We start from the raw sequence: 16,640 nt of genomic DNA, 5'->3' as shown, positions 1-16,640 counted from the left end.
AAAGTTGATGTCATACTTTAGCTGCTTTTTTTATGGAGTCAACGAGACTTTGACTTACTTCTTATTTCAAATGAATTTTGTATGTCAGCCCTCCCGTGAAATATTTCATCCTCTGCATTTCGACCTGCACATGCAGATGCTTGAACAGCAGATAAGTGGCTCCCAAAGCAAAGTCCTTGGAGTCGTACTCCGCTATCACCCTCAACTGCGGATGGAAGGAGGGATTGTAGGTGACACCCAGTGCAAAGCCATTCAGTTTGTACTCCTTGCGGTTGTTGTAAAGGTAGGAAAGATGGACACCGATCTCCTCCTTACCCACAACGGGTATATGCTTGGAGGCGGCAATATAGAAACGGCTGTAATAGCCGTTACCTTCCGTGGTGCCTACCTGGCCGCCGCCGGAGGAAGTGAACGGGTCGGACGTCCCCAGCACGACAGCCGGCATGTATTTCCAGAACTGCCCCTCCTTCAACACACGTAGACGGGCGGAAAAGTAGCGGTCCTGGTTCGTGAACCCGCTATACCCGTATGGCTTCAATCCCAACGCCTCCGCCTTGAAGAGCGTACACGTGTAGGCCACTTCCAGAAAGGGGAAGATGGTGACGTTCAGGAAATAGTTGTAGGTATGATAGTACCAGGTGGGCGGTGTGAGCTCCTTGTTCAGGAAGTTGCCGCCGACCATGAAAGTCTTGTCGCGCTGCATCTCAGCAGAGGGCGCATGCAACAGCCCGGTTGTACCATACGTCAACTGGGAAAAGGCCGAAAGGGAAAGGCTGCAAAACAGAACGATAAAGAATAGCTTAAACTTCATCATCACATATAAATTCAGTCGCTGATAAAAAATGGGTTGCTTTATAACGTGCATCGGACATAGTACCAAAAAAAGGCGTCTGAGTCCCAGACGCCTTCATTTTTAGAGTCTATTTGTCACTTGGAGTGTATTATTCCAGGATAACTACGCGGTTCAGGAAGTTCTTGCCGAACATGTTTTCAGTACCACCGAATCCTACGAGTTCAAGCTGGTCCTTGTCAACACCCTGAGCAATCAAAGCGTCGTAAACAACCTGGGCACGCTTTTCGGACAGCTTCTGGTTCCAAGAAGCGCTACCGGTAGCCTTGTCTGCATAACCTGCAACTTTGTACTTCTTGTCCGGATTAGCCTTCAGAATCTTGGCAGCCAGTTCGATGTTAACCTTGCCATAGTCATCCAGACGGGCGCTGCCAATCTTGAAGAAGATGGCACGCGGACCGGCAACTTCAACTTCCTTGGTCACTTCCTTAACTTCAGGTTTAGCGTTGGCCAGTGCATTCTTGCAGTTAGCTAGGTCAGCCTGAGCCTGAGCCAGTTCACTTCTATATCTGTTGATTTCCGCATTGACTGCGTCTTCGTCAATCTTAGAAACCGGAATAAACTTCTTACCGCCGAAGATGTAGCTAACACCTGCGGTCAGCATACCTGTACCTTCAGCCTTGCGATGGCTGCTGATATTACCGAAAATGGACGGAGCGATGGCACCGCGAGCTTCTACGTCAATGGCCCACTTGGTGTTGATATTGAACTTCAAGCCCAAACCGGCAGAAGCGCCGATACGTGCACGCATTTCTGCTTCACCGGCAGGAGCCATAGACTGCGAAGTACCATCAGCACTAATTGTAACATCCACATTTTGAGATTTTGCTACAGAAATTTGAGGTCCCAAGAAACCGTAAACTTCGAAGAAACGGTTAGGATTAGCACCGGCAAACAATGTAGAAAGATTGATCATTGCATCAATGTTACCACCTACATAAGTCTTGTTGTGTTCCCAGTATGCATCATCCAAACACAGATGCTGAGTAATACCGTTTACCTGAGCACGTACCCCCCAAGTCGGAGTAATCAGCTTACCAACTGACACGCTGAAATGCGGAGCAATCTTATTGAAACCGTCATTGTTGATGGCGTGGATACCACCACCTACACTGACAAAAATATTATCGCTCCATTTCGGAGTGTAGTAGTTCGTTTTTTCCTGTGCATTCAGATTTGCTGCACAAGCGCCTGCCAATAGTAAGGAGGCTATCATTAATTTACTTTTCATTTTCTCTTGAGTTTAAGATAAATTACAACTAAAACTTCTATTAATCAAGTTCACCAACACCACCACCGGCATTGCCTTCACCATGACCATGACCATGACCGTGGCTATGACCGTGACCAGGAATATCTTGATTTTCAAGAACAAACAGTGTAGAAGTTGTATAATCATCTACTTCAATAGAAGCTAAAGGCTCTGTTTCAGCTTTTGTTACAGCCTTCTTCACTACTTTATATTCAGTTGTTACAACAGTATAAGTAATAGATGCAGTTGTTCTAGAGTTAGCATAAACTTTATACTTATTCTCCGGTGTTGTTACTGTCGTTTCCTCATATGTATTCTCAAGCGTGTTAAAGAAAGATTCAATAGCTGCGCGTTCAATAAGATCAGTTGTATTGATTTTCTTTGCACCTACTTTTGCACCTTCTTTTACTACATAAGGGAATGATGGAATGTCAAACCAATAAAGCTCGTAGTTATCCCAAGTCTTAACTTTAGGATCCGTTACTGGTTCAAGTTTTGTAGATTCTGCTACAATCTTAGTCTCAGCATCTTCTTCCTGAAGAATGATAGTCGGAGTCAGAGTAGCAAATTGCCCAGCTTGCAAAGCAGGAACCTTAACTGTAACAGTTGCACTCAAACCATTATAAGAAGCTGTAACATCAACACTCTTAGCAGCCAGAGTAGGATTACCAGTAAATGTCAACTCTGCAGGTGCGATAGTGGCTTGGCCAGTTACATCTGTAGTAACACCATCCTCTATAGCAAGCACAATCGGACTAATAACAGCTTGTGCATTAGTAGGAGTTACATTAACGTTGAACTCTTCCTTCTCACAAGAAGTTAAAGTTGTAGCTAAAGCTACTACGGCTAACGCAAATACTGCACTTATGCCGTTTAAGAATTTAATCTTTTTCATCTCAATTAATTAATTAAAAATTTAACAATTCTGACTTAATAAAATATGGGTTAAAACTATTTTCTTCCATTATATTGTCACTAACTTCCGCTTTATACTGTCTATAATAGTACCTTTCATTACCTGCATTATAAACAATGCCCATATTAGCAGAGGTATTCACACGAGGTATATATCCTTTCCTTTTATATTTATAAGGAGGTAATGCCACTTGAAATCGGAAGCCTCCATTCATCTTTGCATGTTCTGCTTTCATTGCATAGAAACCAATCGAACAATAGCGAAAATGGCGAATCATTTCAAATTTAACACCTTTCTCCTTCAATAAATACTGTTCTGCTTTCAGATTAAACTGAGTGTTAAATTGCGGCCAATAAAAGCTACCGCCCAAAGACCAAGTTACAAGTGCTGTCGAAGGATCATATACATAGCGAAATCCGCTCCAATATCCCATTCCTGTATACCCAATCCGAGCCATTAAGGAAAAGCGTTCATCCTTAAAAGGGCGATAAAATTCGGCGTCCACTCCATATTGGTCAGCACTAAAACATCCCACAGTCACTTTACCAAACACATTATACGGTAATCTAAAACGCTGTGAAATTGTAATATGTCCTGGATGAACTTTATCTTCAAACCTTCCATACCCATCATTATAAACCGGTATTTTCAACTGTGCCGTTAATTTCATACCTTTCCATAACGAAACTTCTATCGCAGGACTCAAATCAAACAAGACCTGGTAAATCTGTGTAATCACCAGATTCTTGAAAGCAAATTGAGGATATACCAATACATCAATCTTGAACAAAGAACTATTTTTCAACTTTATTTTCCGTGCATTTTTCCAAGTATCACCCAATTCATAGCTTACATTCCAGTCATCACGTTCTGCTTGGAGCACCGAATCCCCCTTTATGGGATGATAATAAAGAGAAATCTGAGGTACATTATTGTCCAGAACTATTATCCGGCATGACTTTTCTTCCGGTAAACCCATCTTTTGAATAACATCCACCGCTTTGCCTATGCCTACGCCTTGCAAACGATATGCAGAGTTCTGCAGAACATACACACGTTCATTGCCATCTTCTGTCCATCCAACATTTTCAAATCCCATTTCCACTAAAGCATCTACAGTACTTTCCCCCGTTTGGCAAATCCCTTTTAAAGGGAGCAAACAGTATAAAAAGAACGCTGCACACTGTGCTATTGTTTTAGTATTTAGGCACTTTCTTATGTTAGAGTTTTTATACCTCATCTTTTTCAACCATTTTTTGTGTTCGTATAACACAAAATATGCTGCAAAAATAGACACATTTTTAATAATACCAAAGATTTTTATATGAAAAAATGAAATAATGTTGTTTTTTCTTCAAAAGCCCCCAACAAATACTCAGAATGTTTATTTGAAGTATATTAGCTATCTTAAAATCCTTAATATAGCTGTGCATAATTACTATACAGAATGTTGTTTTTTGTGCCAAATAGTCATTTTTCAGATGTTTTTGCTAATTCACTTTTCTCTGAAAAAGGATAAATAGAAGAAATATCTGCAAGAATTAAAGAGAATGACAAATTGCACTTCGCATTTAACCAACCCCTATGATATATTAGGAATTAAATCAATAGCTTTCTTTTTACTTTCATCTACAAGCTTTGCATAAATTTGTGTTGTTTGTATATTGGTATGTCCCAATAGTTTGGAGACCGTATATAAATCTACTCCCAGTGTCAGCATCATTGTTGCATGTGTGTGGCGCGCTGTGTAAGTAATATTTAGAAATGCAATAAAAAACAGAATGACGATAATTAAACGTAAAACGTTTATAATTAAGCATTTTGCGAGAATTGCAGAACAGACAGACCTGCAAAAGAAAACAAAATATTGCGACGTTTCAGTTACCAGACTGTTAGCCGCCTGTTTCGGAAACGACGGCAGGTAACCGAATTTTTACCGATAAGAACAAAGCGGATTTGTATTCACTGTTTCTCAATGTTTTGCATGCCAAAGGACGCTTTTCAAAGGAGTATTTTTACAACCTAAAAAAGAGCGTTATGAAAGTGGAAAAATTCAAGGTGCTGCTCTACCTGAAAAAGAGCGAGCCGGACAAGACCGGCAAAGCCCCGATCATGGGACGGATCACCCTCAACCGCACGATGGCGCAGTTCAGCTGCAAGCTCTCCTGCACCCCCGGGCTGTGGAACGCGCGTGAGAGCCGGCTGAACGGCAAGAGCCGGGAAGCGGTGGAGACCAATGAAAAAATAGAAAGACTGCTGCTTGCCGTACACTCGGCCTTCAATTCCCTCATGGAAAGAAAAAGGGATTTCGATGCCGCCGCGGTCAGGGACATGTTCCAGGGCAATGCGGGCATGCAGATGACCCTGCTCAAACTTCTCGACCGGCATAACGGGGAAATGAAGGCCCGTGTCGGTGTGGACCGTGCGCCCACCACACTCTCGACCTACCTCTTCACCTACCGCACGCTTTCCGAATTCATCAAGGCGAAATTCAAGGTTCCGGACCTTGTCTTCGGGCAGCTCAACGAGCAGTTCATCCGCGAATATCAGGATTTCATCCTTCTGGAAAAGGGATATGCCGTGGACACGCTTCGCGGCTACCTGGCCATCTTGAAAAAGATCTGCCGCATCGCCTACAAGGAGGGCCACTCGGAGAAATACCATTTCTGCCACTTCAAGCTGCCCAAGCAGAAGGAGACAACACCGAAAGCACTCAGCCGTGAGAATTTCGAGAAGCTGCGTGATCTGGAGATACCGGAAAAACGCAGGTCACATGTCATCACCCGGGACCTCTTCCTCTTCGCCTGTTACACCGGCACCGCCTATGCCGATGCGGTAAGCATCACCCGGAAGAACCTCTTCCGGGATGACGAGGGCAGCCTCTGGCTGAAATACCAGCGAAAGAAAACCGACTACCTCGGACGTGTCAAGCTGCTTCCGGAAGCCGTCGCGTTGATTGAGAAATACCGGGACGATACCCGCGAGACTCTTTTCCCGCCGCAGGACTACCACACGCTCAGGGCCAATATGAAATCCCTGCGCCTGATGGCAGGGCTGAGCCAGGACCTTGTCTACCACATGGGACGGCATTCTTTCGCCTCGCTGGTCACGCTCGAGGAGGGAGTGCCGATAGAGACCATCTGCAAAATGCTGGGACACTCCAACATAAAGACCACCCAGATATACGCGCGCGTAACCCCGAAGAAGCTGTTCGAGGACATGGACAGGTTCGTCGAGGCAACCCGCGATTTGAAACTTATCCTTTAATCCCTAAACAATCATTATCATGCGCAGTACATTCAAGCTCTTATTCTACATCAACCGTAACAAGGTGAAATCGGACGGCACGACCGCCGTCCTCTGCCGGATCAGCATCGACGGAAAGAAATCGGCAGTCACGACAGGCGTCTATTGCAAACCCGGGGACTGGGACAGCAAGAAGTGTGAAATCAAAACAGCCAGGGAGAACAACCGCCTTGCCGCCTTCCGCAGCCGGTTGGAAGAGGCGTACGGGAACCTGCTGAGGAACCAGGGAGTGGTCACGGCCGAACTGCTCAAGACCACCGTGTCAGGCGCCAATTCCGTACCGGAATACCTCCTGCAGGCCGGAGAGGTGGAACGCGAACGGCTCAGGGTCCGCTCCAAGGAGATCAACTCCACTTCCACCTACCGCCAGTCGAAGACCACCCAGCTCAACCTCAGGCAGTTCATCGAATCCCGCGGGATGAAGGACATCGCCTTTTCGGACATCACCGAGGAGTTCGCCGAATCGTTCAAGGTCTTTCTCAAGAAGGAGCTGGGACACAGGAACGGACACGTGAACCACTGCCTGTGCTGGCTCAACCGGCTCATCTACATCGCCGTGGACCGGGAAATACTAAGAGCCAATCCGATAGAGGACGTGGCATACGAGAGGAAAGAAACACCTAAACTAAGGCATATCAGCCGCAGTGAACTGAAGCGGATGATGGAAACCCCGCTGCCCGACCCGATGATGGAGCTGGCACGCAGGACGTTCATCTTCTCCTCGCTGACCGGTCTGGCCTACGCGGATACGAGGGCTCTCCATCCCCGTCACATCGGAACGACTTCGGAAGGAAGAAGGTATATCCGCATCCGCCGCGCCAAAACGGACGTGGAGGCGTTCATCCCGCTGCATCCCATAGCCGGACAGATACTGGAGCTTTACAACACCACGGATGACGACAGGCCGGTATTCCCGCTGCCGGTCCGCGACGTCCTCTGGTATGAGGTACATGGAATGGGCGTGGCATTAGGCATGAAAGAGAACCTGTCCTACCACATGGCCCGGCATTCGTTCGGGACCCTGACACTGACCGCAGGTATTCCGATAGAGAGCATCGCCAGGATGATGGGCCACACGAACATCGACAGCACGCAGGTCTACGCCCAGGTCACCGACCGGAAGATATCCTCGGACATGAACCGGCTGATGGAAAGAAGAAAGCCCGCGGCCGGCAAGGAAGCCGCAGGCTAAATAAAAACTGCCGCCGGAATCGTAAATGCAATTCCGGCGACAATCCTTAAACTTAAATACGATATTATACCAATGCAGGGTGATAGTTCTCCTCCAGCAGCCTCTCGATGTCCGACTGCCTGTACAGGATCTTCCCGCCAAGCTGGATATAGGGAATCCGTCCTTGGTCCCTGTAATCCTGCAGGCACCTGCGGCTGATCTTCAACATCCCGGAAAGCTCCCTGTCGGTCAGGAACCGTTCCCCGTTGAAGGGAGGACGGTTGTCACGGGCAAGACGTTCCACTTTTTTCTCCATGTCGTCCAGCAGGGCAAAGAACCTGCGGACACGTTCGTTCTCCTTGTCGATAATGCCTTCCATCTCTTCCGCTCTTTAAAGGTTTCCGTTCTTCCTTCTTTCTCTCACCTCCTTCTCCTTGCGTCTGATGCCGACGTAGACCATCAACTTCTCCACATCCCCGGGCTTGTAATAGAACTTGCGCTGGAGGCGGGTGAACGCCAGCCGTCCGGTATCGCGGAGAGTCTGCAGGGTACGCGGCGAGATGTCAAGGCGCAGGCAGACATCCTGGCCGTCCAGTCACTCTCCGGGTTCCTTACAGCGGTTTCTCTCATACAATCTGTCCACACGTGCGGACAGGTTCTCGGCGCGCGCCAGCATCCTCTCAAGGACACCGGCCTCGATGTAGCATATTTCCATATTTTCAACTCGTTTAAATATCAGTGCGAATATAAGGGAAGAAACCATGAGAGGCAAGCACGACCGGCACACTGGCAGGAATAGTCATGGATAGTCGGTTTTTGTCATATGGGAAGGAAAAAGAAAGCCGAAGCAGGTCTGGATCCACTACCCCCTTTGGGTATGTGAAAGGAACGTTGTGGTGAAAGAAAAAACTCCTTTTCACACATGGATGAGGCAATGCCGGAAGTCCGGCAATAAAAAATGTGGCTTCTCTATCCGGGTAAATGCCATGATTACAGACTTCTTCCTGTTCCTATACCATCAGGTCGGTTACCTTCAGGTTAACAACTTATCCAACCTGTGATAGATCCGGATGTGAAAAGATTACTTTGGCTGGCTATTACAATATAATAAGTAGAATCATGTCAAATCTACTGCTGCTATTGTTTGTTGATAATGGCTGGCAGTAGAACAAACTTTCGTTAAACCAATACGTTCATTCTTTATTATCAAGTTTTTAGACTACCTTTGTATTTTATTAACTCATTTACCAAACATTATGGGACTACTCAAACCGAATCAAGTTTTGAACAAAGCATATAGACAGGTTGCGATTGAAACAACAGATTTTGACTTATTCAAAAATGCCCTTCGCACATTGAGAGACAATATTGTGGATGGGCAAAGAGAACACACGCAAAAAGAACATTTACGTAATTTTCTGAGTGAAACGTTCTACAAGCCATACTACATGGCTCCCGAAGAAGATATTGATTTGGCTATCCGATTGGATAAAACTATCAAGTCCAATATAGGGTTATTGATTGAAGTAAAGAGTACCACCAACAAAGGTGAGATGATTTCTAATGACAATCTTAATCGTAAGGCTTTGCAGGAATTATTGCTATACTATCTTAAAGAACGTGTCAATAAGAAGAACAATGATATTAAATATCTCATCGCTACTAATATTCATGAATTCTTTATTTTTGATGCCCATGAGTTTGAACGCAAATTCTATCAGAACAAACAATTACGTCGTGAGTTTCAAGACTTTGTGGATGGACGCAAAACCAGTAACAAAACCGATTTCTTCTATACTGAAATTGCAACAACCTATATTGAGGAGGTGAAAGATAGCCTTGAATACACTTACTTCAACTTACAAGACTATCAACACCTGCTTGATAGAACAGACGGTAGCGCTTCACGCAAACTTATCGAACTTTATAAGATATTCAGCGATACACATCTTTTGAAGCTATCGTTCCAAAATGACAGCAATTCGCTCAACCGTGGATTCTACACTGAGCTGCTACACATTATTGGTATTGAGGAACGCAAAGAGAATAATAAAACCGTGATTGTACGCAAAGCTGTGGAACGGCGTGACGAGGCTTCATTACTAGAGAATACTATTAACCAACTGGATGCAGAAGATTGTTTGCGTCACATAAATGGTAGTTTGTATGGGAATGATTATGAGGAACGGTTATTCAATGTTGCAATGGAATTGTGTATTACTTGGATGAATCGTATCCTTTTCTTGAAACTGTTGGAGGCTCAGATGTTGAAATACCACAATGGAGATGCAATCTATAAATTTCTTTCAATAACTAAGATTCATGACTATGATGATCTCAACACACTCTTTTTCCAAGTGCTTGCACGTGACATGGGCAGCCGCACACACTCCATTATGCGTGATTTTGCTTACGTTCCCTATCTTAACAGTTCTCTTTTCGAGGTGACAGATTTGGAAAGTAAAACAATTAAGATAAACAGCCTTTCACAACGTACGGTACTTCCTGTCTTGGCGAGTAGCGTATTACGAAATAAAAAACGCAATCTACAAGTCAACGCATTACCCACCCTGCAATATTTGTTTGCTTTTCTCGACGCTTATAACTTTGCGAGCGAAGGCAGTGAAGAAGTGCAAGAAGAGGCTAAAACACTCATCAATGCTTCTGTTTTAGGGCTTATATTCGAGAAAATAAATGGTCACAAGGATGGTTCAGTATTCACTCCAGGCTTTATCACTATGTTCATGTGCCGTGAAGCAATCACCAAGACCGTGTTGCAAAAGTTTAATGGTTATTATGGCTGGAATTGTACCACCCGTATAGAACTATACAACCATATTGACAATATAGTCGAAGCTAATGAACTAATTAACAGTTTGCGACTGTGTGATCCAGCTGTTGGTTCGGGTCACTTTCTTGTGTCTGCTCTCAATGAACTGATACTCTTGAAATACGAATTAGGTATTTTGGTAGATGCTACCGGTAAGCGTATCCGCAAAGCGGACTATCAACTTGCCATTGAAAATGACGAGCTAATTGTTACCGATACCGAAGGTAATTTATTTGCTTACAACCCACTCAATGCGGAAAGTCGCCGCATGCAGGAAACTCTTTTCAAGGAGAAGCGTCAAATCATTGAGAACTGTTTATTTGGCGTTGATATTAACCCCAACTCTGTGAAGATTTGCCGCCTACGACTGTGGATTGAATTGTTGAAGAATGCTTACTATACGGCTGAAAGTAATTACACTTATTTAGAAACCTTACCAAATATCGACATTAACATCAAATGTGGAAATTCTTTGCTTCACCGATTCGCTTTGACAGACAGTATTCAGACCGTACTGCGAGAGTCTAGTATCAGCATCAGCCAATATAAGGAGGCTGTAGCTAAATATAAAAATGCCCAAAGTAAAAGCGAAAAGCAGGATTTGGAAACGTTTATAACAGAAATCAAGTCGAAACTGAAAACAGAGATCAACCGCCGGGATGCACGATTGGTTAGATTGAACAAACGCCGCTCTGAGTTGGCAAACTTACAAGCGCCTCAACTGTTTGAACCGACAAAAAAGGAAAAGAAAGCGTCGGACAAGCGCATTGCCGATTTAAAGAAAGAAATTGCGACTTTAGAAAATATATTTGAGGAAATACGCTCCAACAAAATTTATCTTGGTGCATTCGAATGGCGTATAGAGTTTCCAGAAGTACTCGATGCCGAAGGCAACTTCTTGGGATTTGACTGTATCATTGGCAATCCACCTTACATTCAGTTACAATCTATGGGTAAGAGTGCCGATGTATTAGAATGCATGGGTTACATAACTTATGCACGCACTGGTGATATTTACTGCCTCTTCTATGAGTTGGGTATGAACCTGCTTACTCCCAATGGTTTTCTTTGCTATATCACGTCTAATAAATGGATGCGTGCGGGGTATGGTGAAGCCTTGCGAGGTTATTTCGCAAGCAAGACCAATCCTATTATGTTGGTAGATTTTGCAGGTATAAAAATATTCGATGCAATAACGGTAGAAGCAAATATTCTTTTATCTCAAAAAGCAGCAAATATTTTTAACACACAAGCTTGTTTGGTACAAGATTCGAATGGCTTGAATAATTTGAGCGATTTCGTGCAGCAACAAGGCGTGAAGTGTAACTTTGCAGATTCTATCCCGTGGGTGATATTGTCTCCCATTGAACAAAGTATCAGGCGTAAGATTGAATCTATTGGTACACCACTCAAAGATTGGGATATAAACATTTATCGTGGAGTCCTTACCGGGTATAACGATGCGTTTATCATATCTACCGAAAAGCGTGATGAGATATTGGCGAATTGCCAGACAGAAGGCGAGCGTGTTCGGACGGCTGAACTTATACGACCGATTTTGCGTGGCAGAGATATTAGGAGATACGGGTATAAATGGGCTGAATTATGGATTATCAACATTCATAATGGTATAAAAGGTAAATTACCTCGCATCAAAATCGAAGATTATCCTGCCATAAAAGCTCATTTAGATTTATATTGGGATAAAATATCGAAAAGAACAGACAAAGGAGATACGCCATATAACCTTCGTAACTGTGCTTATATGGAGGATTTTTCTAAGCCAAAAATTGTATGGAAAATAATCGGAAACCAAATGGCTTTTGCATATGATGCCAACAATTATGTAATGAACAATGCCTGTTATATTATGACAGGCGATCATTTGGATTATCTGTTGGCAGTATTGAATTCACAAGCTATAACATGGTATAGCTATGTGACTAATATGAATAAAACTGGCGTTGGAGATGTTCAAGTTGGAGGTCAAAATATAGCGACTTTCCCTATACCTTTTTATGATGCCAATAAAATAGAACTCATTGAATTAGCAGAACTTGCAAACAGTATAATAAATAAAAATATCAATCTACCATTTATTGACTCTAAAATAGAGGGTTTGGTTTCAATGATATATGGATTCACGAGTGAAGAAACTAATTTTCTACATTCATTTGTTTCTTCACTCCGAAAGTCTATTTAGACAATTTGCTGGTTTTCAATATATTGAATTTCATCTGAGGTAAGTTTATAAACATCATACATCAACTTATTGCTAAAACATTCAAAATCCGTAATGCTCATCTTGCCTACTTTCAAATCATTGAAAGCAGCAAGATGAGTATTTAGTTGTTCAGTAGATAGCTTAGCAACAATAAGCTGTTCTATGGTATACTTTTTCCATCTAATAGTCCCTACTCCTGTAGTTGTCCCTACTTTAGAAAACAACCATTCAGACACGGACGAATTTAAAGCAGACAAAAGGTATTCAATACACTCGCCTTTCATGTAAAAAGAAGTTGCTTCTGGTATATATTCTCCCAAAAAGTCGAAAGCAAATTTTGATTTATCAGATATTTCTCCCCATATGATTTTTGGCTTAGAAAAATCCTCCCAATACTTGGCCCCCCAACGTTGCATAGCATACCACTCATATCGAATTCCTGTCTCTGCTTTGTTTCGTTTAGAAAGTGGTTCTTTATATTCCAACATATGGTTATATACAGCAGGATATTGTTCTTTAAACGCTTTTTCTGCCTTTTCAGAAGCACCAGTTATAGATTCATCAAATTGGTATGGGAAATGCCAAGGGATATATATTAGCCATTGCCCTGCCCAGTCATATCCATACCTCTTTATATCTCTGCCACGCAAAATCGGTCGTATAAGTTCAGCCGTCCGAACACGTTCATCTTCTGTTTGACAATTCGCTAGTATCTCATCACGCTTTTCGGTAGAAATGATAAAAGCATCATTGAAACCAGTTTTTATCCCATAGTTGATTTGGATGTTCCAATCCTTCAAGGGTATTCCCACAGACTCAATCTTCTGCTTGATGCTCTGTTCAATGGGAGACAATATCACCCATGGGATAGAATCTGCAAAGTTACACTTCACGCCTTGTTGCTGCACGAAATCGCTCCTTATGCTTCTACCATAAAAGTCTTAATAAATCGAGCGAGCGTATTTCTATCCACTTTACAAATTTTAGCGATTTTGCGTTGTGAAACTTCAGCTTTCAATAGTTCTTGTATGAGAATCCTCTTATCGTGGAGTTTGTACTTCTCTGGAGCACTTTTTTTCCCTTTAGGACGTCCTAATATTACCCCTTCTATTTTCTTTCGTGCTAAGGCTTCTTTTGTTCGTTGGCTAATAAGGTTACGTTCAATCTCTGCTGACAGTCCAAAAGCAAAAGCCAACACTTTACTTTGAATGTCCTCTCCTAACTTATAGTTGTCTTTGATAGTCCAAACCCTACATTCCTTGCTCATGCAAATATTCAGAATTTCCATTATCATAAAGAGATTACGACCCAATCTGGACAATTCAGCGCAGATAATCAAATCATCTTTCTGTACCTTATTGAGCAATTTTCCGAGTTCACGTTTGTTATAGGCTTTTGTTCCACTAATGGTTTCCTCTATCCAACCATCAATTTTTATGTTTTGATTGTCGCAGAAATTCTTGATTTCAAAACGTTGGTTTTCTACTGTCTGCTTATCACTGCTTACTCTAATGTATCCGTATATCATATGTCTAATTATAAATGTTTATAGATATATAATATGGATAGTTTTTCTATAGAAACCTAAGAGAGCGTTGATTTTACATTTAATTCTTTGCCATTTCGTTTTTAATGAACTTTCAATTTCCATTAGTCGTAAAGACCGTGAAAAATGTTTAGCCCCCACACTCTTACATCAGAAACCGGATAGTTCAATGGGCTTTTGAGCCCCCGCATTCGTAATGATGGCTCACGATGTAGTGATGTTGTTTAATTAAAGTTTCAGACTATGACCTACGTTGGAATCGATGTCAGCAAGGCGACCTTTGTTGTCGCTTATTCGTCCGCCAAGACCGGCAGGACAAAAACATTCAAGAACCACGGTTAAGGGTGTCCATGAGTTCATCCAAACCATTTCAGTAGCAGAGCACCATTGAGTATTAGAAGCCACAGGCAATTACAGTGCGTTGCTCGTCTATCTGCTTTCCGAAGCAGGGATAACCGTCAGCCTTGAGAATCCGCTGAAGATAAAGAACTTCGCCCGTGCCATGCTCTTCGTCACCAAGACGGACGAGATAGATGCCCGTCTGATAGCCCTGTACGGGGAGAGGATGCAGCCGGATCCTTATAAGCTCCGCAGTGACTCAATCCTCGTACTGAAGCAGAAACGAACGGTACTACGCCAGCTAAAGAAGCAACTTGTGGCAACACGCAACCTTAAAGGCTCGATGGAGTTCTTTCTTCTTTTGACCCTGAATGCAAGAAAACCATCGAAAAGACGATTGCTTTCCTCGAGAAGCAAATCAAGGCAATGGAAGAGAATATCACTTCCTTGGCGTAAGGCGAGTACAGGAAACAGATGGACTTGCTCACCTCCATCAAAGGCATCGGTGTTACACTGGCAGCCGCGCTTATCGTGGCCACAGGCGGGTTCACCTATTTTGATAATGCCAAGCAACTGACCCGTTATCTGGGCCTGTCACCTATTTACCAACAGTTCGGTACGTCAGTCAATGTCAAAGGTCACATCAACCAGAACGGGGATTCAAACCTCAGAAGCCAGCTCTATGTGGCGGCTTTCTCGTCACTCAGGTGTAATGCCGAGTGCAAGGCTTGTTTCGACCGTTTGCGGTCTAACGGCAAGCCAGGCAAGGTGGCGGTCGTTGCTGTCGCCAACAAACTTATAAGGCAAGCCTTCGCTGTGGTCACGCAAGGAAAACCGTATGTCGATGGGTTCAAGTCCGAGAAACCGTAAATACTCATCTGCGGAGGGAACGCCATGCGGCAACCTTAGATTTGCAGCATCAAAATATTTATCTTTGAATTGATATTGAAAGGAAAGCAAAAGGAAAACCATCAGCGGCAATAGAAGTCAAGTCTAAGTCCCTATTCGGTCCTTTTGCTCCTTCCTTGAACTCAAACCCATATAAGAATTTCAGTAAACCTGTTTAAGATTATTAGGTCAAGTTCAGGTCCTTTCTTTTTTGTTTAATGTTCAAAAACAAAAGTATGAAAGTTTTTTATTTAGGAGTTGATGTGAGTAAGAAAAAATTGGATTTATGTTTAAGGAGTAACGGTAAGGACATCCTTTATGATGTTATTCCTAATGATCTATCCTCTATTAAATCTTGGTTAACAAGAACGTTTGAGAAATTTTTCCTCTCTGAGGACAGTTTGGTTGTCTGTGCGGAACATACAGGGCAATATACCTATCCTTTGGTCTGTGCAACAAAAAGTATAGGAGTCTACTTATGTTTGGAAGATGCAGCTAAAATAAAATATTGTCATGGAATACCTCGTGGCAAAAATGATAAAATAGATGCCTGCCGAATAGCAATGTATGCAGAAAGATATAATGATTGCCTACAACCGTATACCGCATCAGAGCTTATAATACAAAAACTCAAAAACTTATCAACAGAACGCAGTATGCTTGTTGCAGATAGGGCTAAATATCAATCCCAGCTAAAAGATCAGGTAGACTATATGGAACACTCAATATATATTGCTAAATGCAATAGAGTTGAAGGGATTATCAATACATTTACGGATTACATAGCACAAATAGACCTTGAAATAAAAGAACTTATAAATCAAGCACCTGTCATTGCTCATCAAATGGATTTACTCATGTCTGTGGATGGAGTTGGGGAACGTGTTGCACTGAAGATGATCATGGAAACAGATGCTTTCACTTCTTTTACTGATCCCAGGAAGTTTTGCTGTCATGCAGGAGTTGTTCCGTTCGTCTATGTGTCAGGAAGTAGCCAACGTTCTAAAAATAGAGTATCTAATAGGGCTGACAAAAGCATCAAGCATTTGCTACATATGGCGGCACTATCTGTTTCACAAGTGAAAAATAGTCCATTGAAGAAATATTGTGACAGAAAGGTCGAAGAGGGAAAAAATAAGATGTCGGTTCTGAATGCAGTTAGAGCGAAATTAGTTACGATTATGTTCGCTGTAATTAGGGCGGATGCTTTTTTTTCGAGAAATTATCAAAATTCGCTTGCGTAATCCATAAGAATAGGGGCTGAGCAGTCAGCCCCGACGAGCTTTCCATGCACGACAACTGCATAAATATACTAATT

The 16,640-nt window shown here is 42.8% G+C and carries 12 protein-coding genes and 2 pseudogenes; 5 read left to right on the top strand and 9 right to left on the bottom strand.

Annotation, left to right across the window (positions count from 1 at the left end; genetic code table 11):
* Positions 1 to 61: 61 nt before the first annotated feature.
* From DWY57_RS14420 to DWY57_RS14395, 5 genes are all read right to left on the bottom strand, one after another.
* Complete coding sequence (locus DWY57_RS14420) at positions 62 to 814, bottom strand: YjbH domain-containing protein (protein ID WP_034523133.1); 753 nt, start codon at positions 812 to 814, stop codon at positions 62 to 64.
* Positions 815 to 941: 127 nt separating this feature from the next.
* Positions 942 to 2,081, bottom strand: a complete 1,140-nt coding sequence (locus DWY57_RS14415) for an OmpA family protein (RefSeq protein ID WP_005827866.1) — start codon at positions 2,079 to 2,081, stop codon at positions 942 to 944.
* Between the two features lie 40 nt (positions 2,082 to 2,121).
* Positions 2,122 to 2,997: a DUF3869 domain-containing protein gene (locus DWY57_RS14410; protein ID WP_005827864.1), complete on the bottom strand. Its 876-nt coding sequence runs from the start codon at positions 2,995 to 2,997 to the stop codon at positions 2,122 to 2,124.
* A 13-nt stretch (positions 2,998 to 3,010) separates the two neighbouring features.
* On the bottom strand, positions 3,011 to 4,258 hold the full coding sequence (locus DWY57_RS14405; RefSeq protein WP_119961963.1) for a hypothetical protein: 1,248 nt from the start codon (positions 4,256 to 4,258) through the stop codon (positions 3,011 to 3,013).
* A gap of 342 nt (positions 4,259 to 4,600) precedes the next feature.
* The gene (locus DWY57_RS14395) at positions 4,601 to 4,849 is read right to left on the bottom strand and encodes a tyrosine-type recombinase/integrase (protein WP_310591600.1); all 249 of its coding nucleotides are present in this window, start codon (positions 4,847 to 4,849) and stop codon (positions 4,601 to 4,603) included.
* Positions 4,850 to 5,055: 206 nt separating this feature from the next.
* Here DWY57_RS14395 and DWY57_RS14390 point away from each other — a divergent pair, with 206 nt between their 5' ends.
* Both DWY57_RS14390 and DWY57_RS14385 read left to right on the top strand, forming a co-directional pair.
* Entirely contained in the window at positions 5,056 to 6,285 is a 1,230-nt protein-coding gene (locus tag DWY57_RS14390) for a site-specific integrase (protein WP_119961961.1), read from the top strand.
* A gap of 19 nt (positions 6,286 to 6,304) precedes the next feature.
* A complete protein-coding gene (locus tag DWY57_RS14385) occupies positions 6,305 to 7,516 on the top strand; it encodes a site-specific integrase (RefSeq protein ID WP_004311260.1) in 1,212 nt (403 codons plus the stop codon).
* A 64-nt stretch (positions 7,517 to 7,580) separates the two neighbouring features.
* Here DWY57_RS14385 and DWY57_RS14380 read toward each other — a convergent pair whose 3' ends face one another.
* Positions 7,581 to 7,874: a helix-turn-helix domain-containing protein gene (locus DWY57_RS14380; protein ID WP_004311261.1), complete on the bottom strand. Its 294-nt coding sequence runs from the start codon at positions 7,872 to 7,874 to the stop codon at positions 7,581 to 7,583.
* A 12-nt stretch (positions 7,875 to 7,886) separates the two neighbouring features.
* Complete coding sequence (locus DWY57_RS14375; RefSeq protein WP_032849094.1) at positions 7,887 to 8,090, bottom strand: helix-turn-helix domain-containing protein; 204 nt, start codon at positions 8,088 to 8,090, stop codon at positions 7,887 to 7,889.
* A 661-nt stretch (positions 8,091 to 8,751) separates the two neighbouring features.
* Here DWY57_RS14375 and DWY57_RS14360 point away from each other — a divergent pair.
* A complete protein-coding gene (locus DWY57_RS14360) occupies positions 8,752 to 12,528 on the top strand; it encodes a TaqI-like C-terminal specificity domain-containing protein (RefSeq protein WP_119961960.1) in 3,777 nt (1,258 codons plus the stop codon).
* On the opposite strand, the pseudogene DWY57_RS14355 reads toward DWY57_RS14360, so the two are convergent.
* Both DWY57_RS14355 and DWY57_RS14350 read right to left on the bottom strand, forming a co-directional pair.
* A pseudogene (locus DWY57_RS14355) lies at positions 12,525 to 13,466 on the bottom strand (TaqI-like C-terminal specificity domain-containing protein); the annotation flags it as partial. The gene DWY57_RS14360 and the pseudogene DWY57_RS14355 sit on opposite strands and share 4 nt — an antisense overlap.
* A gap of 2 nt (positions 13,467 to 13,468) precedes the next feature.
* The gene (locus DWY57_RS14350) at positions 13,469 to 14,077 is read right to left on the bottom strand and encodes a master DNA invertase Mpi family serine-type recombinase (RefSeq protein WP_005680425.1); all 609 of its coding nucleotides are present in this window, start codon (positions 14,075 to 14,077) and stop codon (positions 13,469 to 13,471) included.
* A 261-nt stretch (positions 14,078 to 14,338) separates the two neighbouring features.
* On the opposite strand from DWY57_RS14350, the pseudogene DWY57_RS14345 reads away from it, so the two are divergent.
* Positions 14,339 to 15,304: pseudogene (locus tag DWY57_RS14345) on the top strand (IS110 family transposase).
* Between the two features lie 254 nt (positions 15,305 to 15,558).
* A complete protein-coding gene (locus DWY57_RS14340) occupies positions 15,559 to 16,566 on the top strand; it encodes an IS110 family transposase (RefSeq protein WP_243634692.1) in 1,008 nt (335 codons plus the stop codon).
* Positions 16,567 to 16,640 lie beyond the last annotated feature (74 nt).

Origin of the sequence: Bacteroides sp. AF25-5LB, from assembly GCF_003602965.1 — a bacterium.
In the GTDB taxonomy this organism is placed as follows: Bacteria; Bacteroidota; Bacteroidia; order Bacteroidales; family Bacteroidaceae; genus Bacteroides; species Bacteroides uniformis.
This window is presented reverse-complemented; position numbering and strand designations above follow the sequence as displayed.

What these genes read in the sequence shown, in the direction of transcription:
- DWY57_RS14420 (WP_034523133.1), bottom strand. Translation starts at nt 814, where the DNA reads ATGATGAAGTTTAAGCTATTCTTTATCGTTCTGTTTTGCAGCCTTTCC.
- DWY57_RS14415 (WP_005827866.1), bottom strand. Translation starts at nt 2,081, where the DNA reads ATGAAAAGTAAATTAATGATAGCCTCCTTACTATTGGCAGGCGCTTGT.
- DWY57_RS14410 (WP_005827864.1), bottom strand. Translation starts at nt 2,997, where the DNA reads ATGAAAAAGATTAAATTCTTAAACGGCATAAGTGCAGTATTTGCGTTA.
- DWY57_RS14405 (WP_119961963.1), bottom strand. Translation starts at nt 4,258, where the DNA reads ATGAGGTATAAAAACTCTAACATAAGAAAGTGCCTAAATACTAAAACA.
- DWY57_RS14390 (WP_119961961.1), top strand. Translation starts at nt 5,056, where the DNA reads ATGAAAGTGGAAAAATTCAAGGTGCTGCTCTACCTGAAAAAGAGCGAG.
- DWY57_RS14385 (WP_004311260.1), top strand. Translation starts at nt 6,305, where the DNA reads ATGCGCAGTACATTCAAGCTCTTATTCTACATCAACCGTAACAAGGTG.
- DWY57_RS14380 (WP_004311261.1), bottom strand. Translation starts at nt 7,874, where the DNA reads ATGGAAGGCATTATCGACAAGGAGAACGAACGTGTCCGCAGGTTCTTT.
- DWY57_RS14360 (WP_119961960.1), top strand. Translation starts at nt 8,752, where the DNA reads ATGGGACTACTCAAACCGAATCAAGTTTTGAACAAAGCATATAGACAG.
- DWY57_RS14350 (WP_005680425.1), bottom strand. Translation starts at nt 14,077, where the DNA reads ATGATATACGGATACATTAGAGTAAGCAGTGATAAGCAGACAGTAGAA.
- DWY57_RS14340 (WP_243634692.1), top strand. Translation starts at nt 15,559, where the DNA reads ATGAAAGTTTTTTATTTAGGAGTTGATGTGAGTAAGAAAAAATTGGAT.